The organism is Streptomyces sp. NPDC047061, assembly GCF_040643955.1.
In the GTDB taxonomy this organism is placed as follows: domain Bacteria; phylum Actinomycetota; class Actinomycetes; order Streptomycetales; family Streptomycetaceae; genus Streptomyces.
In genome coordinates this window covers 124206-149563 of the sequence record NZ_JBEYVI010000003.1, presented here as the reverse complement: position 1 = coordinate 149563, position 25358 = coordinate 124206, and the positions used below count along the sequence as shown (strand labels likewise).

The following is a 25358-nucleotide window of genomic DNA, read 5'->3' as shown; positions in this document are numbered from 1 at the left end:
CGTATCAATGGCTGATACAGAACGTGGCGCAACAGCCGGTACATAGCCTGGCCGGAACCCGGAAGATCGCCTTCACCTACGGTGTTCGAGGTCTCACACAGCGGGCATCACCGGTTGTACCGAAACATGACCCACGAGCAGCCCGAGGAAGAAGGAACAGCCGTGACCGAGGGGGACGGCGTCCGGGACGGGGACCTGCCGGACGATCTGACCGCGGCCGAGGCCGGTATGTGGCAGGCGTTCCGCAACGGCAGTGTGTACGACCTGAGCAGCGGCGACATGCACGTGGACGATCCGCACGGCGGCCAGCCGTGGGGGCCCGAGCGGACCGTGCGGGCCCGGATCGTCTGCTGGCTGCTGCTCGACGGGCCGCCGCCGCTGGCGGGCCGGGTGGCCTCGCTGAAGCTGGCCGGCGTGCGGATCACCGGCCCCCTGGACCTGGCGGGCGGCACGGTCACGCCGTACGTGGAGCTGCGCGGCTGCCGGTTCGACGACGAGATCCTGCTGCCGGAGGCGCATTTCACGACCGTACGGCTGGTCGACTGCGCGGCGCCGCGCCTGGAGGCCGCCCGGGTGCACACGGAGGGTGACCTGCACCTGCCACGCTGCCGTTTCCTCGGCGGGGTCCGGCTGACCGACGCGCACATCGGCACCGACCTGCTGCTGAACCAGGCGGTGGTGTACCGGGACCGCAGCGGGCGGTCGATCGCGGCGGACGGCATGACCGTCGGCCAGGACCTGCAGGCGGAGCTCCTGGAGTCGCACGGGGAGCTGAGCCTGCGCAGCGCCAAGGTGGGCGTCTCGCTGAGCCTGCGCGGGGCGCGGCTGCGCAACCCCGACGGGCGGTTCGCGCTGAACGCGCCCCAGCTGACCGTCGGCCGGACCCTGTACCTGACCCCGGCCGGGGTCGGCGGCCCCTGGCAGAGCGGGACGACCCCGGCGCGCGGGACGCGGATCCAGCGGTTCGAGTGCCAGGGCGGGATCCGGCTGGACGACGGGCGGTTCGGGGACGCGGTGGACCTGGAGCGGGCGCGGCTGGGCTTCACGGACGACCAGGAGCTGTCGCTGCGCCGGGTGCAGGCGCCGGAGCTGCGGTTCCTCGGGGAGGAGCCGCAGCGCGGAGCGGTGCTGCTGTCGGGTGCCCGGACCACCAACCTGGTCGACCGGGCGACCAGCTGGCCGGGCCCGGGGCGGCTGCACATGGGCGGGTTCGTCTACGAGAACCTGGTCCCGCAGGGCCCGTTCCCGCTGACCCGGCGGCTGGACTGGGTGGCGGCGGCGACCGCCGAGTACAACCCGGAGCCGTACGAGCGGCTCGCGACCGTGCTGCGGGCCGCCGGCGAGGACGAGGACGCGCGCGAGGTGCTGCTCGCCAAGCAGCGGCGGCGGCGCGAGACGCTGCCGCCGGCCGCCAAGCTCTGGGGGTTCGCGCAGGACCTGACGGTGGCCTACGGCTACCGGCCGGGCCGGGCGGCGGTGTGGATGGCGGTGCTGTGGGCGGCGGGCACGCTCGCGTTCGCGCACGCCCCGCATCCGCCGATGAACTCCGGCGGCCACCCGGCCTGGGACCCGGCCCTGTTCGTCCTGGACCTGCTGCTGCCGGTGATCGACCTGGGCCAGGTCGGCCAGTGGCGGCTCACCGGCGGCTGGCAGTGGGCGGCGGCGGTGATGATCATGCTGGGCTGGATCCTGGCGACGACGGTGGCGGCGGGGGCGACGAGGCTGCTGCGGCGGGGGTGACGAGGCTGTTGCTCGGGCACCGCCTCTGACAGGTACCGAACAGATGAGCAACAGTCACCTTTTACGCGTCCTTGACCAGCCGCCGTACAACTTTCATGGAGTTGGCCACACCGTCTGGCGCTGCCCCGACCTGCGGACTTTCAATGGTCGACACCATGGCTTCGCTGCGCGCGCTCTTCCGTTCCGCACGGAGGGCCCCCACCGCTCCGCGTCTCGCTGCCGGACCGCTCACGTCCGACGACGAGGTGTTCCTCGACGCGCCCGACGAACGTCTCGCCCCCGCGCTGGTCGCGGCCGGCCGGGGCGAGTACGGACCCGCCGCGAAACTGCTGGCCGGCACCAGGGACGCGGCCGAGTGGGAGGAACGCGACCGGTACGTGCGCCGGCTCGCCCTCTTCGCCCGCTCCCGCACCGAGTGGCTCGACCAGTGGGCCGTGACCGCCCCGCAGGACCCGGACCTGCTGCCGGTCCAGGCCCAGCTCGCGGTCGACCACGCCTGGGACTCCCCCGCCCGCGCGGAGCTCCTGCGCCCGCTCAGCCCGCTGATCACGGCGGCCGCGCGCGGCGACGACCGGGACCCGGTGCCGTGGCGGATCGCGCTCGACCACGCCCGCGGGACGAACGCCGGCCACAAGTACTTCGAGGAGCTGTGGGAGGCGGCCGTGCGCCGCGCCCCGCACCACTCCGGCTGCCATGTGGCGGCGCTGCGCTATCTGGCCACGTACTGGCACGGCTCGCACCACGAGTGCTTCGACTTCGCCGACCTGGCCGCGCAGGACGCCCCGCCGGACTCGCTGGTCCAGGCCCTGCCGGCCCGCGCGGCCTTCACCTACCTCACCGACGGCTGCGGCCCCGAGGTGCCGCGCGCCCGCCTGGACGCGGCGGCCGACCGGGCGATCGCCCTCTCCGCGCGGTTCCCGGCGGCCGACCCCTGGCCGGCCGAGGTCCGCAACCAGCTGATGTACCTGCTGGTCCGCCTGGAACGCTGGGAGGCGGCCCGCACCCAGCTGCACCTGATCGGCCCGTACGTCACGTCCTTCCCCTGGGACCGCCTCTCCGACGACCCGCTGGGCCATTTTCTGCGCCTGCGCGCCCACCTGCTGGCCGGTACGGAACCGCCTCCCGAGGCCGACCCGACCCCCTCGGCGAGGGCCGCGGGACGCCCACGGACCGAGCACGGCGGACATGCCACCGCCGATGACCACTAGGCTGTGGCGCCGTGACCACCGTCCGTCTCCCTCTCTTCCCGCTGAACTCGGTGCTGTTCCCGGGGCTGGTGCTTCCTCTGAACGTCTTCGAGGAGCGCTATCGCGCCATGATGCGCGACCTGCTGAAGACGCCCGAGGAGGAACCGCGCCGCTTCGCCGTCGTGGCGATCCGCGACGGCCACGAAGTGGCGGCGACCGCGCCGGGCATGCCGGACCCGACGGCCCAGCCCGAGAAGGGCCCGGCGGCCGGCTTCGGACCCGACCCGCTCAAGTCCTTCCACCGGGTGGGCTGTGTGGCGGACGCGGCGACGATCCGGGAGCGGGCGAACGGCACGTTCGAGGTGCTGGCCACGGGTACGAGCCGGGTGCGGCTGCTCTCCGTCGACACGTCGGGCCCGTTCCTGACGGCGGAGCTGGAGGAGCTGCCCGAGGAGCAGGGCGACGAGGCGGGCGCGCTGGCCGAGGGGGTCCTGCGGGCCTTCCGCCAGTACCAGAAGCGTCTGGCGGGCGCGCGTGAGCGCTCGCTGTCGTCCGGCGTGGACCTCCCCGACGAACCGTCGGTCGTCTCCTACCTGGTCGCGGCGGCGATGATGCACGACACCCCCACCAAGCAGCGCCTGCTGCAGGCCCCCGACACCGCCTCCCGCCTCCGCGACGAGCTGAAACTCCTTCGCTCCGAGACCGCGATCATCCGTAACCTGCCGTCACTGCCCGCGGCGGAGCTGACGCGGGCGCCGACGAGTCTGAACTGAGCCGGGGATTTCCTGACATGCCGAAGAAGCCGAAGAAGCAACAGCAGTCCGGGGGCGGCACCCCGGCCACGGTGGCCCTCACCACCGCGGGGGCGGACTTCACGGTCCACTCCTACGACCACGACCCCGCCCACCCGTCCTACGGCGAGGAGGCGGCGGAGGCGATGGGCGTGTCCCCCGACCGTGTCTTCAAGACCCTGGTCGCGGACGTGGACGGCGCACTCACGGTCGCCGTCGTCCCGGTGGCCGGCAGCCTGGACCTCAAGGCCCTGGCGACGGCGGTCGGCGGCAAGCGCGCGGCGATGGCGGACCCGGCCCTCGCCGAGCGCACGACGGGCTACGTCCGCGGCGGCATCTCCCCGCTCGGCCAGCGCAGGAAACTCCCCACGGTCCTGGACGTCTCGGCCTCCTCCCACCCCACGATCTGCGTCTCGGCAGGCCGTCGCGGCCTCGAGGTCGAACTGGCCCCGACCACCCTCGCCACCCTCACGAACGCGACCCTGGCCCCCATCGGACGTGCGTGACCCCTCGACGAAGTCTCCGTGCTCGGTTAAGTACGGAAGACATGTCGAAGAAGACACGGAAAAGGAAGTGGCGCCTGAAGAGGGCCCGCTCGAACCACGGTCGCCGTCCGGCATAGCAGTACGCGGGGCGCGGGCACGACTCCCCGTGCCCCCACCCTCCAGCCCGTCCGACGTCTGAGGACGAGAACCGACCCGCCCCCCTCCAGCCCGTCCGGCGTTCGAGGACGAGGCCGTTCAGGCCGATGCGGGGGTGCGGGGGCGGCAGCCCCTGGAGCGGGCGGTCAAAGGGGGGTCTCCCCCTGGAGGATGGGACGGGTAGGGGCGGCGGGGGCGAAGGAGACTACGCCGGCGGAGCGGCGTACGGGCCGTCCTCGTACGGCGGCTCCGGGTCCCGCGGACCGAACAGCGCCGTCAACCCCAGATGCACCACCAACGCCGACAACGACCACGCCAGCAACGCCCCCTTCGCCCCGAGCTTCAGCGGCGCCGAGAACGTCACCCCCTTCCCCACGGCCTTCGCGTGAGCGATCACGTCCTGCTCCGGCCCCAGCCACATCCCCAGCCGCCAGGCCAGGAAAGACGCGAGCAGCCCCCCGACCCCCAGCCCCACGATCAGCGGCACACCCCCACGCCGCCGCCACAGGAACACCACGACCGCGCTCACGACCCCGAGAGCCAGCGCCAGCAGCGTGAACGTTCCGTCCACTCCCGCCGCCTGCTCCCCCTCGCTGTCCTTGAGGTAGACCGCCCAGCTCTTGCCGGACTGGTCCCCCACCAGCGGTACGTGCGGCGCCAGCCACAGCCACAGCAGCCCGAGCAGCACACCGCTCACCGCCACCGCGACGGCGATCACGGCACCTTCCCGCAGTTCGGTCTTCATCCCGGGACCGTCCTGTCCGTACTGTCCGTACTCCCCCGCCGCCTCCCCGGCAGGCGGCGGCGCCTGCCAGGCCTGGTGCGAGGACTGGTCGTGCGGCGGAGGCGGCGGCGTCAGCGGTGCGGTCACGATGCCATCGTGCCAGGTCGGCCTGTGGGGTGCGTCACCGGACGGCAGCCCTGCGGTACGCCCAGGTGGCGACGGCCAGCGAGACGACCCCCACCCCGGCACACACACCCAGGTCAGCGAGGACGACAGCCCAGTCGGGCCGCGCCCCGAAGGTCCGGGCGAAGGCCTCGACGCCGTACGTCGAAGGCAGCAGGTCACGTGCGAACTGGATGATCCCCGGCATCCGGTCGGGCGGCAGCACCCCGAGCAGCAGCGCGGCGGACATGCCCAGCTGCCCGAGCAGCGTGGCGATCTCGGGCCGGGGCGCAAGCAGCCCGCAGGCCGCGCCCAGCCCCGCCAGCGCGGCCCCGGCGAGCGGGATCACGGCGACGAGGATCCACAGGTTCGCGAGCGGCAGCCCGAACAGCACGCATCCGAAGACGGCGGTCACCAGCGTCCCCGGCACGGTGAACGAGGCGTACGCCGCGGCCGCCCCGAGCACCACCGAGGCCGGCGGCACGGGCAGCGTGGCGTAGTGGTCGAGGCCGCCGCTCGCCCGCAGCTGCCCGAAGTACTGCGCGAGCAGGTTCAGCGCCACGTAGGCCACCACGACCACCGCGGAGCCCGCCACCACGGACTGGGCCTCGCTCCGCGAGTCCACCACCCCGCGCATCATGATCATGATGCCGACGGACTGGAACGTCGCGACGAACAGCAGCGGGATCCGCGCCACCCGGGCCCGGGACAGCTGCGCACGGTAGACGGCCATCAGCGACGGCCACAGCCGCGCCCGCGGGCCCAGCTCGGCCACCGGGGCACCCGGCGCCGTCTCCTCCACGGCCAGGGCACCGCCCGGCAGAACCTCAGCGGGTACGACACTCACGTCGCGCTGCTCCCCTTCCGTGCGGCACCTGCGGCCCGTACCGCTGCCGCGCCTTTCCGTACGCGCATGGCCGCCGTCCTGTTCACCCTCGCGTTCGTCCTCACGCCTTCACCAGCCCCTGCCGTGCGGCGCCGCCCAGCGCCAGGTATACGTCCTCCAGGCTGGGCGTGGCGAGGGTGAAGTCGTCGAGGGCGGCGAAGGCGGCCCCGCCGGTCACCGTGGCGACGACGGCGCGTGCCTCCTCGGGCGCGAGCCGCAGCGTCCAGCGCCGGCCGGACTCGACGGCACGCTCCCGCAGGACGGCCACCTCGGGCACGTCCAGCGGCGCCCGCTCCCGCCACACCAGCTCGACCCGCACCTCGCCGGCGACGCGTTCCTTGAGCCCGGCGGGGGTGTCGCAGGCGATGACCCGTCCCTGGTCGAGGACGGCGACCCGGTCGAGGACCGTCTCGGCCTCGATGACGTTGTGGGTGACCAGCACCACGGTGGCCCCCTGCTCGGCCCGCCGCCGGTCCACGGCGGCCCACACGGCCCGCCGGGCCACGGGGTCCATCCCGGTCGTCGGCTCGTCGAGCACCAGCAAGGGCCGCTCCCCGACCAGCGCGGCGGCGAAACAGGCCAGCCGCCGCTGTCCTCCGGAGAGCTTCTTGAGCGCCCGCCCGGCGATGGGCGTCAGGCCCAGTTCCTCCAGCACGGCGTCGCGCTCGCTCCGGGCCTGCCGTACGTCCAGTCCGCGCAGCCGCCCGGTGGTCTCGGCGGCGAGGGACACGGTCAGCTCGTCGAGGGCGCTGGACTCCTGCCCGAGGTAGGCGAGGATCCGCGCGGCCCGCTCCGGGTGCCGCACGATGTCGTGCCCGAGGATCTCCACGGAGCCCGCGTCGGGCCGCAGCAACCCGGTCAGCTGCCGTACGAGCGTCGACTTGCCGGCCCCGTTCGGCCCGAGCAGCCCGAAGATCTCCCCGCGCCGGACATCGAGCTCCACCCCGTCGGTGGCCCGCACCTCGGGCACGGCGGGGGCGCCACGCCGCCCTCTGACCGCGGCGTAGGTCTTCGTCAGCCCACGCACGGCACACACGACGTCACTCTGCTGCCGAAGTGCCCGACCCACGCCCGTACTCACAAGGGACGAGACTACGGGGTCGCCCCCGTTTACTCGCCTTTGGGGCGCCTCAGCTTGCGACCCCGCAAGGTGCAGCGCCCCGTAAGGGGCGCGGGGAACTGCGCGACCAGCCCCCACCGCCCCGCACCCGAAATCAGACCCGCAGCCCTCTCACTCACTCCGCCGACGCATGCTCCCCGGCCCCCGCCGGCACATCGAACTCCCTCCAGAACCCCGCCCGAATGGCGTAGCGGTCGTGCTCGTCGATCTGGTCGTCCTTGTGCGCCAGCAACCCGAACCGCGCCGCGTACCGCAGCAGCTCGCCGTCGATCCGGTGCGGAATCCGCGGATACATCCCCGACAGCTTGTGCAGATGGCTCTGGTCCCCGAGCCGCGACATCCACCGCTTGGCGAACACCTGCCCGACCTCGTAGGGATCCCCGCCGACGGTCGTGATGTCCTCCTCCCGGTCGGCCCACCGCTGCTCCGCGGTGGTCAGCTGCGCCAGCGTCGGCATGGAGGCCGCCTCCGCCGACTCCGCCGCACCCCCCGGCCGGTCCACCCACCCCTTGTCCGAGGACCACCGCAGCGTCGCCGTCGTCGCCGGATGCTGGACCGGCTGGGCGCCCGGCGCCCGCAGCGCGGCGAGATCCTTGGGCGTCGGCACCCCCTTCGGCGTCGGCATCCGCTCCGGCGCCCCGTTCTCCGCCACGCTCGCCGCGGGCGCCCGGTCGGCGCCCTCGGGCACCGCCTCCGCCGCTGCCGCCAGCGACGACTCGGGCAGCGGCGCCGAGAGGATCGCGGCGATCTCCGGCCGCGGCACCGGCGGCGGCGCACAGACCGCGGTCAGCTCCTTGGCCCGTACCGCCTGGGTGATCCACGCCCGGTCCAGGACCCGCCGCTCGTCGGCCTCGGCGACCAGGTCCTCGGACTGGTTGTAGTCCCCGTCGGCGGCCTGCACGGCCCACAGATGGACGGCGACCCCGTGCTCCTTGGCGGCCATCATGCCCGGCAGCAGGTCCCCGTCGCCGGTCACCAGGACGACGTCGGAGCAGGCGCGGTTCCTGGCCAGCTCGGTCAGCTCGGCGTGCATGGCCGCGTCCACGCCCTTCTGCGCCCAGCGCCCGTCGCTGCGGGTCAGCGCGCCGAGCCGGACGGTCACCCGGGGCATGACGCGCAGCCGGCGGTGCTCCGGCTGGGGGACGCGGTCGGGGGCGCCGTCGAACCAGTAGATGCGCAGCAGTGGACGCTCGGTGTCGGACTCCGCGCGGTCGCGCAGCGCCTGGATCAGCGCGGCGTGGTCGACGGTGATCCGGGATCGGGAGGGCTCACCGGCGAGGAGACTGGCGGCGGCACCCAGCAGATACCCGGCGTCCACCAGGACGATGCAGCGGTCCACGCGACTCACCCTCTTTCCGGGAGGTTTGCTTCCGGGGCTTCCTTCGAGTCTGCCCGACCACGCGGGGGTTAACGGCCCGAACTCGATCTTCGGCGTGGCGTTTCGGGACCTCGCTCTCCGACAAGCCCTGTCACACACGGTAATTATCCGAAATGCGTCTGTTGTCAGCCTATGTGAATCTGAATTCGGCCCCTAGATCCCCCACAGGAGGCAGATCACCATGGCCAAGAACAAGAACCGCAAGGGTGGCTCCCAGAACCGCACCTCGCAGAGCGAGCAGTCCCACGAGCACCCGCAGCGTACGTCGACGGAGTCCCAGGACTCGCCGGTGTCGCACATCCAGGGCAGTCCGGCGGACGTTGCGAAGAAGAAGCAGAAGAGCTTCGGTCACAACTGAGCGGACCGACCAGGTCCCACCGGGCTGTTGAAGCCCAGGCACGCAGGAGGGGCGCACCCGTCGCGGGTGCGCCCCTTCGGCGCGCGTACGACCGTCCCTACGGGGTGAGGCCTATCCGGCCAGGCAGGACGGGCCGAGCAGCACCTTGAGGTCGCCGAACAGCGCCGGGTCCGGCTTCACCCGGTGCCGGTCCAGGCGCAGCACGGTGGTCTTGGTCGGGCCCTGGAGCTTGATCCGGACCTCGCTGTCGCCCTTGTGGTGGCTGAGGATCTCGCCGAGGCGGCTGACCATGGGCGGAGTGACCCTGGTGGCCGGGATGGTGAGGATCACGGGCGCGTTGGTGCCGGCGTTGGAGAGATCCGGGACCGCCAGCTCCATCCCCACCAGCCGCGGCACGTCCTCGCGCTTGTCGAGGCGGCCCTTGACGAACACCACCGCGTCCTCGACGAGTTGGGTCGAGATCAGCTGGTAGCTCGCCGGGAAGAACATGCACTCAATGGAACCCGCGAGGTCCTCGACGGTGGCGATCGCCCAGGCGTTGCCCTGCTTGGTCATCTTGCGCTGGAGACCGGAGATGATGCCGCCGATGGTGACCACCGCGCCGTCCGCGTGCTCGCCGCCGGTGAGCTGGGCGATGCCCGCGTCGGCCTTGTCGGAGAGCACGTGCTCCAGGCCGAAGAGCGGGTGGTCGGAGACGTACAGGCCGAGCATCTCCCGCTCCTGGGCGAGCAGATAGGTCTTGTCCCACTCGTCGGTGGTGAACTCGACGTCCAGACCGAAGCCGGGCTCGCTGCTGTCCTCCTCGCCCATCCCGCCGAAGAGGTCGAACTGGCCCTCGGCCTCCTTGCGCTTGACCGCGACCACGTTGTCGATCATCGAGTCGAAGTGCGCGGTGAGGCCCTTGCGGGTGTGTCCCAGGGCGTCGAAGGCGCCCGCCTTGATCAGCGACTCCGTGGTCCGCTTGTTGCACGCGACCGCCTCGACCTTGTCGAGGTAGTCGGGGAAGGAGCCGTACTTGCCCTTGGCCTTGCGGCTCCTGATGATCGAATCCACCACGTTCGTGCCGACGTTGCGGACGGCTTCGAGGCCGAAGAGGATCACGTCGTCGCCCTGCGCGGCGAAGTTGTGCACCGACTCGTTGACGTTCGGCGGCAGCACCTTGATGCCCATGCGCCGGCACTCGTTCAGGTAGACGGCCGACTTGTCCTTGTCGTCCTTGACCGAGGTGAGCAGACCGGCCATGTACTCGGCGGGGTGGTTCGCCTTGAGGTAGGCGGTCCAGTAGGAGACCAGACCGTACGCGGCCGAGTGCGCCTTGTTGAAGGCGTAGCCGGCGAACGGGACCAGCACGTCCCACAGGGCCTGGATCGCCTCGTCGCTGTAGCCGTTCTTCTTGGCGCCGGCCTGGAAGATGGTGAAGTTCTTGGCCAGTTCGTCGGGCTTCTTCTTGCCCATCACGCGGCGCAGGATGTCGGCCTCGCCGAGCGAGTAGCCGGCGATGATCTGGGCGGCCTTCTGCACCTGCTCCTGGTAGACGATCAGGCCGTAGGTGACGGCCAGGACCTCTTCCAGGGGCTCCTCCAGCTCCTTGTGGATCGGGGTGATCTCCTGGAGCTTGTTCTTGCGCAGCGCGTAGTTGGTGTGCGAGTCCATGCCCATCGGGCCCGGACGGTACAGCGCGGACACGGCGGAGATGTCTTCGAAGTTGTCGGGCTTCATCAGGCGCAGCAGCGAGCGCATGGGCCCGCCGTCGAACTGGAAGACGCCCAGGGTGTCGCCGCGCTGGAGCAGTTCGAAGGTCTTCGGGTCGTCGAGCGGCAGGGCCAGCAGGTCGAGGTCGATGCCCTTGTTGGACTTCACCATCTTGACGGCGTCGTCCATGATCGTCAGGTTGCGCAGGCCGAGGAAGTCCATCTTCAGCAGGCCGAGCGACTCGCACTGCGGGTAGTCCCACTGCGTGATGGTCACGCCGTCCGTGTGCCGCACCCAGATCGGGGCGTGGTCGACGATGGGCTCGCTGGACATGATCACGCCGGCGGCGTGCACGCCCATCTGCCGGACCAGGCCCTCGACGCCCTTCGCGGTGTCGATGACCTTCTTGACGTCCGGCTCGTTCTCGTACATCCCCCGGATCTCGCCCGCCTCGTTGTACCGCGGGTGCGAGGGGTTGGTGATGCCGTCGAGGTCGATGCCCTTGCCGAGGACGTCGGCGGGCATCGCCTTGGTGAGGCGGTCGCCCATCGCGTACGGGTAGCCCAGCACGCGCGCGGAGTCCTTGATGGCGTTCTTCGCCTTGATCTTGCCGTAGGTGCCGATCATGGCGACCTTGTCGGCGCCGTACTTCTCGGTCACGTACCTGATCACCTCGACGCGCCGACGCTCGTCGAAGTCGATGTCGACGTCGGGCATGGAGACGCGCTCGGGGTTGAGGAACCGCTCGAAGATCAGGCCGTGCGGGATCGGGTCGAGGTCGGTGATGCCCATGGCGTAGGCGACGATCGAGCCGGCCGCGGAGCCTCGGCCGGGGCCGACCGCGATGCCGTTGTTCTTGGCCCACATGATGAAGTCGGCGACCACGAGGAAGTAGCCCGGGAACCCCATCTGGATGATGACGTCCAGCTCGTACTCGACCTGCTTCTGGCGGTCGTCCGGGATGCCGCCGGGGAAGCGGCGCTCCATGCCCCGGCGGACCTCCTCCTTGAACCAGGTGACCTCGGTGAAGCCCTCCGGGATGTCGAACTTCGGCATGAGGTTCTTGGCCTCGAACATGCCGGTGGTGTCGACCATCTCGGCGACCAGGAGGGTGTTGGCGCAGCCCTCCTGCCAGGCGTCCGAGGAGTCGACGGCGTACATCTCGTCCGTGGACTTCAGGTAGTAGCCGGTGCCGTCGAACTTGAAGCGGTCCGGGTCGGAGAGGTTCTTGCCGGTCTGGATGCAGAGCAGGGCGTCGTGCGCGGTCGCCTCGTGCGCGTACGTGTAGTGCGAGTCGTTCGTCACCAGCGGCGGGATGCCGAGCTTCTTGCCGATCTCCAGCAGGCCGTCGCGGACCCGGTGCTCGATCTCGATGCCGTGGTCCATCAGCTCCAGGAAGTAGCGGTCCTTGCCGAAGATGTCCTGGTACTCGGCCGCCGCCTTCAGTGCCTCGTCGTACTGGCCGAGGCGCAGCCGGGTCTGGAGCTCGCCGGAGGGGCAGCCGGTGGAGGCCACGATCCCCTCGGACCACTGGGAGATCGTCTCCTTGTCCATCCGCGGCCACTTCTGCAGCCAGCCCTCGGCGTACGCGTCCGAGGAGAGCCGGAAGAGGTTGTGCAGGCCCGTGCTGTTCACGGCCCACATCGTCTTGTGGGTGTAACCGCCGGAACCGGAGACGTCGTCCCGCTTCTGGTGCGGCTGGCCCCACTGGATCTTGCGCTTGTTGCGCCGGGACTCGGGGGCGACGTACGCCTCGATCCCGATGATCGGGGTGACCCCGGCCTTCTTCGCGGTGTGGAAGAAGTCGTACGCCCCGTGCAGGTTGCCGTGGTCGGACATGGCGATGTGCGTCATGCCCATCTCGTTGCAGGCGTTGAACATGTCCTTGAGCCGCGCGGCACCGTCCAGCAGCGAGTACTGGGTGTGGACGTGCAGGTGCGTGAAGGGCGGCTTTGACACGGGTTCGGCCTCCAAAGGAAAACAGGCGTCGACGATCTTCCGACCGGCTGCGGACAGTCTGGTGGGACAGCGAAATCCTATGCCTCGGCACTGACACCCGGCGGGCTCCCCCGCGTACCTTCGTGCGGAGAAAGCGGGCACTCCCGGGGACCTTCGCACGTTGGTCCGGACGGAGAGATCCGCGCCACATGTCAGGCACCACCCGTACCAGGAGGCACCCAGCGATGCCGGTCCCCCAGCTCAACGGCGAGCAGCGCGGCGAGGAGATCCTCGCCGTCTTCGACACCGCCTTCGGCGAGCTCCTGGCCGCCGACCCGGCCGCGTTCCGCGTGAAGTTCCGGAAGATGGCGGCCTCGGCCTTCGCCTTCTACCGGGGCACGGCCGCGCTCTTCTACCACGACCTGGACGCGGAGCACGCCGGTCTCGGCGGCGGGCGGATATACACCGGCCCGTACCTGGACGAGCGCACCTCGCGCGTGTGGATCCACGGCGACCTGCACGCGGAGAACTTCGGCACGTACATGGACTCCAACGGCCGCCTGGTCTTCAACGTCAACGACTTCGACGAGGCCTACGTGGGCCCGTTCACCTGGGACCTGAAGCGCTTCGCCGCCTCCGTGGCGCTGATCGGGTACGCGAAGGCGTTCAGCGACGAACAGATCACCGAGCTGGTCGAGGTGTACGCGGAGGCCTACCGCGAGCGCATCCACGCGCTGGCGACGGGCGCGAAGAGCGACGAGGTGCCGCCGTTCACCCTGGACACCGCCGAGGGCCCGCTGCTCGGCGCGCTCCGCGCGGCCCGCTCGCTGACCCGTTTCGAGCTGCTGGACTCGATGACGGAGATCCGTGACTGGGAGCGCCGCTTCGCCTCCGGCGGCGGCTCCATCGAGCTGGACGCCGCCACCCGCTACAAGGTGCTGGCCGCCTTCGACGGCTACCTGGAGACCCTCCCCGAGTCGTCCCTGTCCCGTCCGGACTCCTACCGCGTGAAGGACGTGGTGGGCCGCCGCGGGATCGGCATCGGCTCGGCCGGCCTGCCGTCGTACAACATCCTCCTGGAGGGCGCCACGGACGCCCTGGAGAACGACGTGGTGATCTACATCAAGCAGGCCCAGACCCCGGCCGTCTCCCGGCACGTCACGGACCCGGCGATCCGGGACTACTTCCAGCACGAGGGCCACCGCACGGTGATCTCGCAGCGCGCCCTGCAGGCCCATGCAGACCCGTGGCTGGGCTGGACCGAGCTGGACGGCGCGGGACAGCTGGTCGCCGAGGTGTCGCCGTACGCGGTGGACCTGGACTGGAGCGACATCGACGACCCGGAGGAGATCGCGGCGGTCGTCGCCGACCTCGGCCGGGCCACGGCGTCCATGCACTCGGCGGCCGACGACCAGTCCGGCGAGTCCCTGGTGCCGTTCTCCACCGAGCGGGCCATCGACGCGGCGATCGCCGCCGACGAGGACGGCTTCGCGGGCCTGCTCACCGACTTCGCACACAGCTACGGCGCACGTGCGCGTGCCGACCACCAGATCTTCGTCGACCTCTTCCGCAACGGCCGCATTCCAGGGCTGTAACCTTCGCCGATTCTCAGGGCCTTTTTAGGGGTCCCTTACATGAGTACGTGACAGACTCTCCACCGCTATGGACATATCCGGGACCCAGCTCAGAGCCGTGCGCGCGGCGCTGTTCACGGCCTTCGTCGTGACGCTCAGCACCGCGTCGCACGTGCTGCTGTCCCGGGCCCCGCTGCCGTTCACGACGGTGGCCGCGGTCGCCGCCGGGGTGTTCGTCGCGGCCTACGCGCTGGCGGGCCGCGAGCGCGGCTTCGGCCGGATCGCGGCCCTGCTGATCCCGCTGGAGCTGGCCGCCGACACGGTCTTCACCACCGGCCAGCACGCCTGTTACGGCAGGGCGGGCGGCCCCATCGCCGGCCCGCTGCGCGCGGTCGGCCTCGACGTGCTGTGCCACGGCGGCACGGTCGGCACCCCGCTGGCCCGGATGACCGGCGGCTCCCGCGCCGCCACGGCCCTCGCGCACGCCGACCCGGCCGCCGCCTGGCTGCTGCTCGCCGCCCACGTCTGCGTCGGCCTGCTCGCCGCCGCCTGGCTGCGCCGCGGCGAGCGCGCCCTGACCCAGCTGCTGCGCGCCGTCGCCGCCACCACCTTCCGCCCGCTGCTGCTGGCGGTCGCCGCGGGCACGGTCCGGCCCGCTCCGGTACGGCGCTTGCCGCGCCCGGCGCCCCGCCCGGCCGCCGGCCGCGGCCTGCTCCTCGTGCACTCCCTGGGACGGCGCGGACCGCCGTGCTCCGGAGCGCTCGCCGCGTCCTTCGCCTGAGCGCCCCTCCCACCCGAGCACGTCCCTCGTCCGAGTACTCGGAGTACTTCGAGTACTTCGAGTACGACGAGTCCCCCACACGTATCCCGCGTACGACATGTGCGCGTCCCCTATGGAGATCACCAACATGAGCAAGCGGAACAGCGCAGCTGCCAAGAACGCGGCCCGGGAGCGGCTGCGCGCCGAGCGCGAGAAGCAGGCCAAGCGCGCCAAGGTCAGGCGGCAGCTCATCGTGGCCGGCTCGGTCGTGGCCGTGCTGGCCGCGGCGGGCGGCATAGGCTACGCCGTCGTCCAGGCCAACAAGCCCAGCTACTGGAACAGCCTCAAGGACGCCAAGGTGGTCGCCCCGGCCAACACCACCGGCACCAAGGGCACCACGGTCGTCATCGGCAAGGACAGCGCCAAGAAGACCCTCAAGATCTACGAGGACCCGCGCTGCCCGATCTGTGCCCAGTTCGAGCAGACCGTCGGCTCGACCGTGAAGAAGGACATCGACGACGGCAAGTTCAAGATCGAGTACATCGGTGGCACGTTCATCGACGACAAGGACAACGGCGAGGGCTCCAAGAACGCGCTGAGCGCCATGGGCGCCGCGCTGAACATCAGCTCCGAGGCGTTCCTCGAGTACAAGACCGCGCTGTACTCGACGAAGTACCACCCGGACGAGACCACCGACAAGTTCAAGGACGACTCGTACCTCATCGAGGTCGCGAACACGGTCCCCGCACTGAAGAACAACGCGAAGTTCGACGACGCCGTCAAGAAGGGCACCTACGACGCCTGGGCGATGGCCATGTCGAACCTCTTCAACACCAACAAGGACGGCGTGACGGGCACCCCGAGCTTCGTCATGAACGGCAAGATGCTGACGGCCGACTCCAGCGGCAACCCGCCGATGACGGTCGACGCCTTCAACACCGTCGTGGACGCGGCGCTCAAGGCGTGACCCGGGTCCCTGTGCACAGGGACCGGACCACCTCCGCGTGAAGAGCAGGCGAACTTTTCTTTGTTCGCCTGCTCTTGTCCATACTGGTCAGTAACCTCATCGGACGTGACCAGTCGATACCGATCAACTCAGGCCTCCGAGGGTGCGAACTCCCTCTCCCCGCGCCGCCGTACGGTCGTCAAGGCCGCGGCGGCGACCGCTGTCCTGGCCGCCCCGCTCGCCGCCGCCCTGCCGGCCCGGGCCGCCTCGGACGCACCCGCCTTCCTGCACGGCGTCGCCTCCGGCGACCCGCTGCCCGACGGCATCCTGCTGTGGACCCGGGTGACGCCGACCACCGATGCGACACCCGGTTCCGGTGTCGGCCCGGACACCGAGGTCAGCTGGGTCGTCGCCACCGACAAGGCGCTGACGAACGTCGTCTCCCGCGGCTCCACGACCGCGACCGCCGCCTCCGACCACACCGTCAAGGCCGACATCCGCGGCCTGGCCCCGGCCACCGACTACTGGTTCCGCTTCTCGGCCGGCTCCACGGACTCCCCGGTGGCGCGTACCCGCACCGCGCCGGCGGCGGACGCCACCGTCGCGGGCCTGCGCTTCGGCGTGGTGTCCTGTGCCAACTGGGAGGCCGGCTACTTCGCGTCCTACCGTCACCTGGCCGCCCGAAACGACCTGGACGCCTGGCTGCACCTGGGCGACTACATCTACGAGTACGGCACCGGCGAGTACGGCACCCGCGACACCGTCGTCCGCCAGCACGCGCCCACCCACGAGATCATCACCCTCGCGGACTACCGCATACGGCACGGCAAGTACAAGACCGACACCGACCTGCAGGCCCTGCACGCCAAGGCGCCGGTCGTCGCGATCTGGGACGACCACGAGTTCGCCAACGACTCGTGGTCCGGCGGTGCCGAGAACCACACCGAGGGCACCGAAGGCACCTGGACGGCCCGTCAGGCCGCCGCCAAGCAGGCCTACTTCGAGTGGATGCCGGTCCGTCCGGCCATCGCCGGCACCACCTACCGCCGGCTGCGCTTCGGCAAGCTCGCCGACCTCTCCCTGCTGGACCTGCGCTCCTTCCGCTCCCAGCAGGTGTCCACGGGCAGCGGCTCGGTCGACGACCCGGACCGCACCATCACCGGCCGGGCCCAGCTCGACTGGCTGAAGGCCGGGCTGAAGGCCTCCGACACCACCTGGCGGCTGGTCGGCAACTCGGTGATGATCTCGCCGTTCGCCATCGGCTCGCTCTCCGCCGACCTGTTCAAGCCGCTCGCCAAGCTGCTCGGGCTGCCGCAGGACGGCCTCGCCCTCAACACCGACCAGTGGGACGGCTACACCGACGACCGCCGCGAGCTGCTGGCCCACCTGCGCTCCAACGCGATCGGCAACACGGTGTTCCTGACCGGCGACATCCACATGGCCTGGGCCAACGACGTACCGGTGGACGCCGGCACCTACCCGCTCTCCGCCTCCGCGGCCACGGAGTTCGTGGTCACCTCGGTGACCTCCGACAACCTGGACGACATCCTCAAGGTCTCCCCGGGCGTCGTCTCCGCGCTCGCCGCGCCGGTCATCCAGCTGGCCAACCGCCATGTGCACTGGGTCGACACCGACCGGCACGGCTACGGCATCCTGGACATCACCGCGGCCCGGGCGCAGATGGACTACTACGTCCTCTCCGACAAGACGAAGGCCGACGCGACCTCGTCCTGGGAGCGGTCGTACCGCACCCGCAGCGGCACCCAGAAGGTCGAGCGCACCTACGACCCGGTGTAACCGTCACCTACAGCGTGTCGAGGAAGCCGAGCGCCACCCGCCAGGTGGCCTCGGCGGCCTCCTCGTCGTAGTCCGGCAGACCGGGGTCGGTGTAGAGGTGACCGGCCCCCGCGTACCGGTAGATCTCCACATCGGCGCCGACCCGGCCCATCTGCAGATACCAGGCGCTCAGCCAGTCGTCCGTCTCGAAGGCGTCCGGCTCGGCCACGTGCAGCTGCACCGGCAGCCCGTCCACCGAGGCGTTCGGAGCGATGTCCGAGGTGCCGTGCAGAAGCAGCAGGCCCCGCGCCCGCTCGTCGCCCAGCGCCAGCGTCTGTGCGATCGAGGCGCCCAGCGAGAACCCCGCGTACACCAGCCCGCGCTCCGAGTACGGCGCCGCCGCCAGCACGGCCCGCTTCAGCAGCTCGTCCTTGCCGATCGACTCGTTGAACTCCATGCCCTCCTCGACCGTGCCGAACGTGCGGCCCTCGAACAGGTCCGGCGTCCACACCTCGTGCCCGGCGGCACGCAGCCGCTCGGCGGCCTCGCGCACCGCGGGCCTGAGGCCATAGGTCGAGTGAAAGAGCATGATGTTCATGCGCCCATGGTGCCAGCCACCACCGACAACGCCCGCCGCAGCCTGCGCACCGGCGGTCCCGGCCACGACCGTGACGCCCTTGTCACCGGACGGCATGTTCAGGACCCCGCGGATCCGGTTACGTTCGGTTCCATGGAGATGGAGAACGTACTCCGCCCGCTGATCGTGGTCGGCGGCGCCGTCGTCCTCACCCTGCTGATCGGCTGGGCGACCGACCTGCTGCTGCGCAAGGCCGACGCACGGCACACCGAGACGCCCCTGTGGGGCCTGCTGCGCCGCGGCCGCGTCCCCTACCAGCTGGTGCTGTGCGCGGCCCTGCTCAGAGGGTCCTACGACCAGACCCAGCTGATCCGGGAGCACCGGGTCGCCGTCGGCCAGGTCCTGACCCTGGTGCTGATCGGGTCGACCGCCTGGCTGGTGGTGCGGATCACGGCGGCCGTCGTGGAGTCCACCTACGACCGCTATGCCCGCGCCCACCACGACGCGGCCCGGGTCCGCCGGGTGCGCACCCAGGTGTCGCTGATCATGCGGGTGGTGACAGCGATCGTCGGCGTGATGGCCGTGGCCGCGATGCTGCTGACCTTCCCGGCGATGCGCGCGGCCGGCGCCTCGCTGCTGGCCTCCGCCGGGATCCTCGGCATCGTCGCCGGTGTGGCCGCCCAGTCCACGCTGGCGAACATGTTCGCCGGTCTGCAGATCGCCTTCGGCGACATGGTGCGCCTGGGTGACACGGTCGTGGTCGACGGCGAGTGGGGCACGGTGGAAGAGATCACCCTGACCTTTCTGACGGTGCGGACCTGGGACGAGCGCCGGATCACCATGCCGGTGTCGTACTTCACCTCCAAACCCTTCGAGAACTGGTCGCGGGGCACCCCGCAGATGACCGGGACCGTCTTCTGGCACCTCGACCACTCGGCGCCGATCGGGCCGATGCGCGAGAAGCTCCGGGACATCCTGCGGGAGTGCCAGGCCTGGGACGGACGGGACCACGGCCTGGTGGTCACCGACAGCACACCGAACACCATCCAGGTACGCGCGCTGGTCACCGCCAAGGACGCCGACGACGTCTGGAAGGTCCGGGTGGCCGTCCGCGAGCAGATGATCACCTGGCTGAACGCGGAGCACCCGTACGCCCTGCCCCGGGTCAACACGGCCGACGCGGTCCTGCCACCCGGCGGGATCATCCCCTCCCAGGACGGGGCCCAGGACGGGGCGGCGGCCGCGGCCAACCGGCGGCTGCACGAACCGCCCCGCACCGGCCGCGGCTGACGCCTCGTCTCAGTGGCCGCGCTCGGCGCCGCCGTTGACCTGGATGATCTGCGAGGTGATGTGCCCGGCGGCCGGGGAGGCCAGCCAGTGCAGGGTGGCGGCGACGTCGCCGGGGGTGCCGGCCCGCCCGGTCGACGTCTCGGCGACGAGCTGCTCCCGCCGCGCCTCCTCCACCGGTCCGCCGAAGAAGTCGGTGTCCTCGATGTACCCCGGCGCCACGACGTTCACGGTGACCCCACGCGGCCCCAACTGGCGCGCCAGGTCGTGGGCGTAGGGATGCAGGGCGGCCTTGGAGGCGCCGTACGACCCGCTCCCCGAGCCCCGGAACGCGGCGAGGGAGCCGATGAACAGCACCCGCCCGCCGGGGTCGGCGAGCCGGTCCTTCAGCGCCTCCGTGAGCAGGACCGAGGTCAGCGTGTTCTGCAGGAAGTTGCCGGTCCAGACGCGCGCGGCTGCATCGAGCGGATCACCGGCGTCCGCGCCGGGCGCGCGTGCCGCGTTCCCTCCGGCGCTGTGGACGAGGACATCGACGGTCCCGAACTCCTCGGCGACGAACCGCGCGACTCCGCGCACCTGCTCCGGTTCGGCCAGATCGGCGGCGTACACCTCCGCCCCCGGCACCCCCGCCTTCTCCAGCACCTCTCTGCGCCGCCCGAGCAGCAGCACCCGATCCCCGTCCCCGGCGAACACCCGCGCCGCCGCGAGCCCGATCCCGGTCCCTCCACCACTGATCACAATGTTCCGAGCCATGATCCGAGACTACGAGCGAGCTGCCCACGGCGCCTGCGACTGTCCACAGCCGCCACATGTTTGTATGACCGCCGCTACACGCACCCACCGGCCGCCGACGGTGCTCAGCCCCCACGGGAGACGCCCGCCCTTCGAGCAACCGATCGGGCGGCGCGCGGGTGGGCAGAATCAGCGAAGGCTACGGACGTCCAGATGCCGCAGCACCCGGTCCACGATCTCCGGATCCGCCCCCGGCTCGCTCCGCGCCGCCAGCACCTCGTGCCGCGCCGCGCTGAGCATCTCCTGCTGGATCCGCCGCAACCGCTTCAGCCGCCGCATCCGCTTCTCGTGGCCCTCCCGCCGCTCGTCCTCCACCACGTCGGGACTGATCCGGAACCCGATCTCGAAGGCCCGCCGCAGCATCTGCTCCGTCACGTCCTCCGGCAACTCCTCGACCTGCTCGATCTCCTTCAGGCGCCGCCGTGCCGCCTTCGCCGCCCGTACCGCCAGCTCCTTCTCGATCTCCTTCTCGCGGTCGGTGTCGGCCCGTACCCCCAGCCGCTTCACGAGCCACGGCAGGGTCAGCCCCTGGAGCACCAGCGTGGCCATGATCACGCCGAAGGCGATGAAGACGATCTCGTCCCGGTCCGGGAACGCCGACCCGTCGTCCGTCCTCAGGGGGATGGCCAGGGCCAGCGCCACCGACGCCACCCCGCGCATCCCGGACCACCACATCACGATGGTCTCCCGCCAGCTGGTCGGGATCTCCTCGTCGTAGTCCCGCCGGGCGTGCAGCCGCTTGGTCAGCCAGGTGGCGGGCAGCAGCCACACCAGCCGTACCACGACCACCACGCCCACGATCGCGGCCGCCCAGCCGAGCAGTTCGCCCCAGCGGCCGGACGCCGTGCGGATCGCGTTGTGCAGCTCCAGGCCGATCAGCCCGAAGGCGACGCCGGTGACGAGCGTGTCGACGATGTCCCAGAAGGTGTAGCCGGCGAGCCGGGTCATCACGTCGTCGGCGTCGGTGGCGTACTCGGCGATGAACAGCGCGGTGGTGAGCACGGCGAGCACCCCGGAGCCGTGCAGTTCCTCGGCGATGACGTAGGAGGCGTACGGGACGATCAGGGTCAGGCCGATCTGCAGGGTCGCGTCGCCGAGGATGTCCATCAGCTTGTTCGCGCCCCAGCCGAGCACCAGCCCCACGACGACCGCGACCACGGCGGACAGCAGGAAGTCCAGCCCGGCCCGCCACGGCGAGAACGTGCCGCTGACCACGGCGGCGATGGCCACGTGGTAGAGAACGATGGCCGTGACGTCGTTGAAGAGGCCCTCGCCCTCCAGGATCGACACCAGCCGGCGCGGCAGCCCGAGCTGTCCGGCGACGGCGGTCGCCGCGACCGGGTCGGGCGGGGCGACCAGCGCGCCCAGCGCGACCGCGGCGGCGATCGACAGTCCGGGCACGATCGCGTTGGCGACGACGGCCACGCACACCGTCGTGACGAAGACCAGGGCCACCGCGAGCAGGAAGATCGGCCGCTTGTTGGCCGCGAACTGCCGCCAGGAGGTCCGGCGTACGGCGGCGTAGAGCAGCGGCGGCAGCAGGCCGGGCAGGATCAGCTCGGGCGGGATGTTCACGTTCGGCACGAAGTCGGCGACCGCGAGGACGATCCCGAACAGTGTCATCAGCACGGGCGCCGGCAGCCCGAACCGGTCCCCCACCGGAACGCTCACCAGGGCCCCGAGCAGCAGCACGAACAACAGGGCCAACTGATCCACGGCCAGCGCTCCGGGAGTCGACGATCACACAGCAGGCCTCAAGCGTGCCATGCGACCCCGGTCAGAGCGCGCGCCGCATCCCCCGGTGCGGGATGCCCGCCTCCTCGTACTCCGGGCCGTACGGCTCGTAGCCCAGCCGCTCGTAGAAGCCCAGCGCGTGGGTCTGCGCGTGCAGGTCCACGGCGGCCAGGCCACGCGCGCGTGCGGCCTCCTCGATGGCGCGGACCAGGGCGACGCCGATGCCGAGGCCGCGGGCCTCCTGGGAGACCGCGAGCCGGCCCAGCGAGCCGAGGGACAGGTCGCCGTCGGTCTTCGCCGCGGCCTGCTCGCCGTACAGCAGGCGGCCGGTGCCGAGCGGTACGCCGTCCTCGCGGATCGCCAGGACATGCACGGCCACGGGGTCGTACGCGTCGTACTCCAGGTCCTCGGGGACGCCCTGCTCGACCACGAAGACCTGCTTGCGCACCGCGAAGCACGCCTCCAGGTCGGCGGGGTCCTCGGCGACCCGCACCGCGTACGCGCGCGTGCTCATCCGTACGTCTCCTCGCGGACCTGGTCGAGCGCCTTCTCCAGGTCGGCCGGGTACTCGCTCGCGAACTCGACCCACTCGCCGTCCCCGGGGTGCTCGAAACCGAGCCGGACCGCGTGCAGCCACTGGCGGGTGAGGCGCAGCCGCTTGGCGAGCGTCGGGTCGGCGCCGTAGGTCAGGTCGCCGACGCAGGGGTGGCGGTGGGCGGCCATGTGGACGCGGATCTGGTGGGTGCGGCCGGTCTCCAGCTTCACGTCGAGCAGGGAGGCCGCGCGGAACGCCTCGATGAGGTCGTAATGGGTCACGGAGGGCTTGCCGTCAGCCGTGACCGCCCACTTGTAGTCGTGCTGGGGGTGGCGGCCGATGGGGGCGTCGATGGTGCCGCTGGTCGGGTCGGGGTGGCCCTGCACGAGCGTGTGGTAGCGCTTGTCGACCGTGCGCTCCTTGAACTGGCGCTTCAGCGACGTGTACGCCCGCTCCGACTTGGCGACCACCATCAGGCCCGAGGTGCCGACGTCGAGGCGGTGCACGATGCCCTGGCGCTCCGCGGCACCGGAGGTGGAGATCCGGTAGCCGGCGGCGGCGAGACCGCCGATCACGGTCGGGCCGGTCCAGCCGGGGCTGGGGTGCGCGGCGACGCCGACCGGCTTGACGATCACGACCACGTCATCGTCGTCGTGCACGATCTCCATGCCCTCGACGGGCTCCGCGACGATCTGCACGGGCGCGGGCGCGCCCGGCATCTCGACCTCCAGCCAGGCCCCGCCGTGCACCCGCTCGGACTTGCCGACCACCGAGCCGTCCACCTGGACCTTGCCCGCCGCGGCAAGCTCGGCCGCCTTGGTGCGGGAGAAGCCGAACATGCGGGAGATGGCGGCGTCGACGCGCTCGCCCTCCAGGCCGTCGGGCACGGGCAGGGTACGGATCTCGGGAATCGTGCTCACCCGTCGAGTATGCCGGACCGCGCCGACAGCCCCGTACGCAAGCCCCTGCAGGCCCTGCGGACCCCGGCAGTCCTGGTGGACCCCGGTCAGTCCTTGTGGACGGTCCCGTCCGGGTCCAGGCCGCGGAAGGAGAGCAGCACGATCAGGATGCCGCCGCAGACGATCGCCGAGTCGGCCAGGTTGAACACCGCGAAGCCCTTGGGCGCGATGAAGTCGACGACCTGGCCCTCAAAGATCCCCGGCGAGCGGAAGATCCGGTCGGTGAGGTTGCCGAGCGCGCCGCCGAGCAGCAGGCCGAGGGCGACGGCCCAGGGGAAGCTGTACAGCTTGCGTGCCAGCCGGAAGATCACGACGATCACGGCCGCCGCGATCACCGTGAAGATGATCGTGAAGGCACCGCCGAAGCCGAAGGCCGCGCCCGGGTTGCGGATCGCGTGGAACTCCAGCCAGTCGCCGACGACCTCGATCGGCGCGTGGTGCTCCAGCTTCGCGACCACGATCATCTTGCTGACCAGGTCGAGGGCGTACGCGAAGGCGGCGACCGCGAACAGCACGGCGATGCGGCGCGCGCGGCCGGGCCGCCGGTCGGCGGTGGACTGCTGATCCGCACCGGACGCGTCCGACGCGCCGGGCTCCGCCGTCCGCTCGCCGTCGTCGCCCGGGGTACCCGGCGTACCGATGATGCGTTCCGCCTCTGCCACGTGAGTCCCTCAACCTAGGTGCCTGCCTCGGGACGAGACTACGGCACGCCCCAGGGGACCCCGATGCTCAGTAGCGGCGTTCCTGCTTCTGCTTGCATTCCACGCACAGGGTGGCCCTCGGGAAGGCCTGCATCCTGGCCTTCCCGATGGGGTTCCCGCAGTTCTCGCAGAGTCCGTAGGTGCCCGCGTCCAGCTTCTGCAGGGCCCGCTCGGTCTGTTCGAGCATCTCGCGCGCGTTGGCGGCCAGTGCCAGTTCGTGCTCGCGGGTGATGTTCTTGGTGCCGGTGTCGGCCTGGTCGTCACCGGCGCCGTCGCCGGAGTCCCGCATCAGCCCGGCCAGGGCGCTGTCGGACGCCTCGATCTCGGCCCGCAGCCGTGTCGCCTCGGTCGTCAGCTCGGTGCGCGCCTCCTCGACCTCCTGCGGCGTCCACGGGTCCTCGCCGGGACGTACCGCGAGTTCGCCCGGAGCCGCCGTGGCGACCCGCGCCTTGGGGACGGCGCTCTCCGCCGCCGCGGCCGTGCCAGGAGTCTTCTTCGCAACCACCGTCGTGGCTCCCGTCTGCTTCGCGGCCCGCGCCGCGCCCGCTTTCTTGGCCGTGCTCTTCTTGGCCGTGCCCTTCTCCGCCGCGGTCTTCGTCGCCGCGGCCCTGGACGCGCTCTTCTCCGGCTGTTCCGCGGTGTCCTTCACCACCGCGGCCGCCTTCCCGGCCGCCTTCACCCCGTCGGCCTTCTTCGCGGCGGCCTTCTTCACGCCCGTCCTGCCCACCGGTGCCTTCTTCACGGCGGAGTTCTCGACGGAACCCTTCTCACCCGGCGTTCTCTTGGAAGGAGCCGCCTCTGTCGCGCGCGTGCTCTGTTTTCCGCCGCCCCCAGCGGGATTCTTCGCCACCATGGCCGCGGCCCCTTCACATATTGTGATCTTGCACGCGAATCGTGCTGGGACGATAAATCGACTCGAGTCCCGCGGCAACGGGGCACGCCGCCCGATCCGCCTGCCCCGGACCCCCCACGCAGCAGGTATGCATGCGTTGTGCCCAGCTCCCCGCGCGGTAATCCGCCGAGCCGGACATCCCAGGATGCGAACACACGTACCTCGCCATTCGGGTCATCCCGGCCGGACGTCCGCCGGGCGCCGCCGG

Annotated in this window: 22 protein-coding genes; 10 read left to right on the top strand and 12 right to left on the bottom strand. The window is 71.2% G+C overall.

Annotated features, from left to right (window positions below):
• Positions 1–162 precede the first annotated feature (162 nt).
• From ABZ887_RS06725 to ybaK, 4 genes are all read left to right on the top strand, one after another.
• The gene (locus ABZ887_RS06725) at positions 163–1740 is read left to right on the top strand and encodes an oxidoreductase (protein WP_361283672.1); all 1578 of its coding nucleotides are present in this window, start codon (positions 163–165) and stop codon (positions 1738–1740) included.
• Between the two features lie 143 nt (positions 1741–1883).
• Positions 1884–2948: a hypothetical protein gene (locus ABZ887_RS06720; protein WP_361283669.1), complete on the top strand. Its 1065-nt coding sequence runs from the start codon at positions 1884–1886 to the stop codon at positions 2946–2948.
• An 11-nt stretch (positions 2949–2959) separates the two neighbouring features.
• Positions 2960–3700 carry an LON peptidase substrate-binding domain-containing protein gene (locus tag ABZ887_RS06715; protein ID WP_361283666.1) on the top strand — a complete coding sequence of 247 codons (741 nt, stop codon included), beginning with the start codon at positions 2960–2962 and terminating at the stop codon, positions 3698–3700.
• Between the two features lie 17 nt (positions 3701–3717).
• The gene (gene ybaK, locus ABZ887_RS06710) at positions 3718–4224 is read left to right on the top strand and encodes a Cys-tRNA(Pro) deacylase (RefSeq protein WP_361283663.1); all 507 of its coding nucleotides are present in this window, start codon (positions 3718–3720) and stop codon (positions 4222–4224) included.
• A gap of 340 nt (positions 4225–4564) precedes the next feature.
• On the opposite strand, the gene ABZ887_RS06705 is transcribed toward ybaK, so the two are convergent.
• The 4 genes from ABZ887_RS06705 to ABZ887_RS06690 all read right to left on the bottom strand — a co-directional run bounded on the left by ABZ887_RS06705 (position 4565) and on the right by ABZ887_RS06690 (position 8590).
• Positions 4565–5230, bottom strand: coding sequence for an AAA family ATPase (locus tag ABZ887_RS06705; protein ID WP_361283660.1), 666 nt, complete (start codon positions 5228–5230; stop codon positions 4565–4567).
• 34 nt (positions 5231–5264) lie between these two features.
• On the bottom strand, positions 5265–6092 hold the full coding sequence (locus tag ABZ887_RS06700) for an ABC transporter permease (RefSeq protein WP_361283657.1): 828 nt from the start codon (positions 6090–6092) through the stop codon (positions 5265–5267).
• A gap of 100 nt (positions 6093–6192) precedes the next feature.
• Positions 6193–7167, bottom strand: a complete 975-nt coding sequence (locus ABZ887_RS06695) for an ABC transporter ATP-binding protein (RefSeq protein WP_361283654.1) — start codon at positions 7165–7167, stop codon at positions 6193–6195.
• Positions 7168–7366: 199 nt separating this feature from the next.
• Positions 7367–8590 (bottom strand): NYN domain-containing protein, encoded by a 1224-nt coding sequence (locus ABZ887_RS06690; RefSeq protein ID WP_361283651.1) that lies wholly within the window; start codon positions 8588–8590, stop codon positions 7367–7369.
• A 220-nt stretch (positions 8591–8810) separates the two neighbouring features.
• On the opposite strand from ABZ887_RS06690, the gene ABZ887_RS06685 reads away from it, so the two are divergent.
• On the top strand, positions 8811–8987 hold the full coding sequence (locus ABZ887_RS06685; RefSeq protein ID WP_361283648.1) for a hypothetical protein: 177 nt from the start codon (positions 8811–8813) through the stop codon (positions 8985–8987).
• Between the two features lie 111 nt (positions 8988–9098).
• Here the strand turns inward: ABZ887_RS06685 and dnaE are convergent, their stop codons facing one another.
• Positions 9099–12638 carry a DNA polymerase III subunit alpha gene (dnaE, locus tag ABZ887_RS06680; protein ID WP_361283645.1) on the bottom strand — a complete coding sequence of 1180 codons (3540 nt, stop codon included), beginning with the start codon at positions 12636–12638 and terminating at the stop codon, positions 9099–9101.
• Between the two features lie 224 nt (positions 12639–12862).
• Between dnaE and ABZ887_RS06675 the strand changes: the two genes are divergently transcribed.
• The 4 genes from ABZ887_RS06675 to ABZ887_RS06660 all read left to right on the top strand — a co-directional run bounded on the left by ABZ887_RS06675 (position 12863) and on the right by ABZ887_RS06660 (position 17694).
• A complete protein-coding gene (locus ABZ887_RS06675; protein ID WP_361283642.1) occupies positions 12863–14212 on the top strand; it encodes a DUF2252 domain-containing protein in 1350 nt (449 codons plus the stop codon).
• A gap of 67 nt (positions 14213–14279) precedes the next feature.
• On the top strand, positions 14280–14972 hold the full coding sequence (locus ABZ887_RS06670) for a hypothetical protein (RefSeq protein ID WP_361283639.1): 693 nt from the start codon (positions 14280–14282) through the stop codon (positions 14970–14972).
• Between the two features lie 127 nt (positions 14973–15099).
• On the top strand, positions 15100–15918 hold the full coding sequence (locus ABZ887_RS06665; RefSeq protein ID WP_361283636.1) for a thioredoxin domain-containing protein: 819 nt from the start codon (positions 15100–15102) through the stop codon (positions 15916–15918).
• Positions 15919–16023: 105 nt separating this feature from the next.
• On the top strand, positions 16024–17694 hold the full coding sequence (locus ABZ887_RS06660; protein ID WP_361283633.1) for an alkaline phosphatase D family protein: 1671 nt from the start codon (positions 16024–16026) through the stop codon (positions 17692–17694).
• Between the two features lie 7 nt (positions 17695–17701).
• On the opposite strand, the gene ABZ887_RS06655 is transcribed toward ABZ887_RS06660, so the two are convergent.
• Positions 17702–18271: a dienelactone hydrolase family protein gene (locus ABZ887_RS06655; protein ID WP_361283630.1), complete on the bottom strand. Its 570-nt coding sequence runs from the start codon at positions 18269–18271 to the stop codon at positions 17702–17704.
• 138 nt (positions 18272–18409) lie between these two features.
• On the opposite strand from ABZ887_RS06655, the gene ABZ887_RS06650 reads away from it, so the two are divergent.
• Entirely contained in the window at positions 18410–19540 is a 1131-nt protein-coding gene (locus ABZ887_RS06650) for a mechanosensitive ion channel domain-containing protein (RefSeq protein ID WP_361284591.1), read from the top strand.
• Positions 19541–19549: 9 nt separating this feature from the next.
• Here ABZ887_RS06650 and ABZ887_RS06645 read toward each other — a convergent pair whose 3' ends face one another.
• From ABZ887_RS06645 to ABZ887_RS06620, 6 genes are all read right to left on the bottom strand, one after another.
• A complete protein-coding gene (locus ABZ887_RS06645) occupies positions 19550–20290 on the bottom strand; it encodes an SDR family oxidoreductase (protein ID WP_361283627.1) in 741 nt (246 codons plus the stop codon).
• 168 nt (positions 20291–20458) lie between these two features.
• Positions 20459–22045 carry a Na+/H+ antiporter gene (locus ABZ887_RS06640; protein WP_361283624.1) on the bottom strand — a complete coding sequence of 529 codons (1587 nt, stop codon included), beginning with the start codon at positions 22043–22045 and terminating at the stop codon, positions 20459–20461.
• A gap of 61 nt (positions 22046–22106) precedes the next feature.
• Positions 22107–22577: a GNAT family N-acetyltransferase gene (locus ABZ887_RS06635; RefSeq protein WP_361283621.1), complete on the bottom strand. Its 471-nt coding sequence runs from the start codon at positions 22575–22577 to the stop codon at positions 22107–22109.
• A complete protein-coding gene (locus tag ABZ887_RS06630) occupies positions 22574–23518 on the bottom strand; it encodes an RluA family pseudouridine synthase (RefSeq protein ID WP_361283618.1) in 945 nt (314 codons plus the stop codon). The genes ABZ887_RS06635 and ABZ887_RS06630 overlap by 4 nt, the downstream gene beginning before the upstream one ends.
• An 86-nt stretch (positions 23519–23604) precedes the next feature.
• Entirely contained in the window at positions 23605–24219 is a 615-nt protein-coding gene (lspA, locus tag ABZ887_RS06625; RefSeq protein ID WP_361283615.1) for a signal peptidase II, read from the bottom strand.
• A 67-nt stretch (positions 24220–24286) separates the two neighbouring features.
• Positions 24287–25189 carry a TraR/DksA family transcriptional regulator gene (locus tag ABZ887_RS06620; protein ID WP_361283612.1) on the bottom strand — a complete coding sequence of 301 codons (903 nt, stop codon included), beginning with the start codon at positions 25187–25189 and terminating at the stop codon, positions 24287–24289.
• Between the last annotated feature and the right edge of the window lie 169 nt (positions 25190–25358).

Coding starts and splice junctions, on each gene's coding strand:
- ABZ887_RS06675 (WP_361283642.1), top strand. CDS start 12,863: ATGCCGGTCCCCCAGCTCAACGGCGAGCAGCGCGGCGAGGAGATCCTC.
- ABZ887_RS06655 (WP_361283630.1), bottom strand. CDS start 18,271: ATGAACATCATGCTCTTTCACTCGACCTATGGCCTCAGGCCCGCGGTG.
- ABZ887_RS06665 (WP_361283636.1), top strand. CDS start 15,100: ATGAGCAAGCGGAACAGCGCAGCTGCCAAGAACGCGGCCCGGGAGCGG.
- ABZ887_RS06720 (WP_361283669.1), top strand. CDS start 1,884: ATGGTCGACACCATGGCTTCGCTGCGCGCGCTCTTCCGTTCCGCACGG.
- ABZ887_RS06670 (WP_361283639.1), top strand. CDS start 14,280: ATGGACATATCCGGGACCCAGCTCAGAGCCGTGCGCGCGGCGCTGTTC.
- ABZ887_RS06650 (WP_361284591.1), top strand. CDS start 18,410: ATGGAGAACGTACTCCGCCCGCTGATCGTGGTCGGCGGCGCCGTCGTC.
- ybaK (WP_361283663.1), top strand. CDS start 3,718: ATGCCGAAGAAGCCGAAGAAGCAACAGCAGTCCGGGGGCGGCACCCCG.
- ABZ887_RS06635 (WP_361283621.1), bottom strand. CDS start 22,577: ATGAGCACGCGCGCGTACGCGGTGCGGGTCGCCGAGGACCCCGCCGAC.
- ABZ887_RS06645 (WP_361283627.1), bottom strand. CDS start 20,290: ATGGCTCGGAACATTGTGATCAGTGGTGGAGGGACCGGGATCGGGCTC.
- ABZ887_RS06685 (WP_361283648.1), top strand. CDS start 8,811: ATGGCCAAGAACAAGAACCGCAAGGGTGGCTCCCAGAACCGCACCTCG.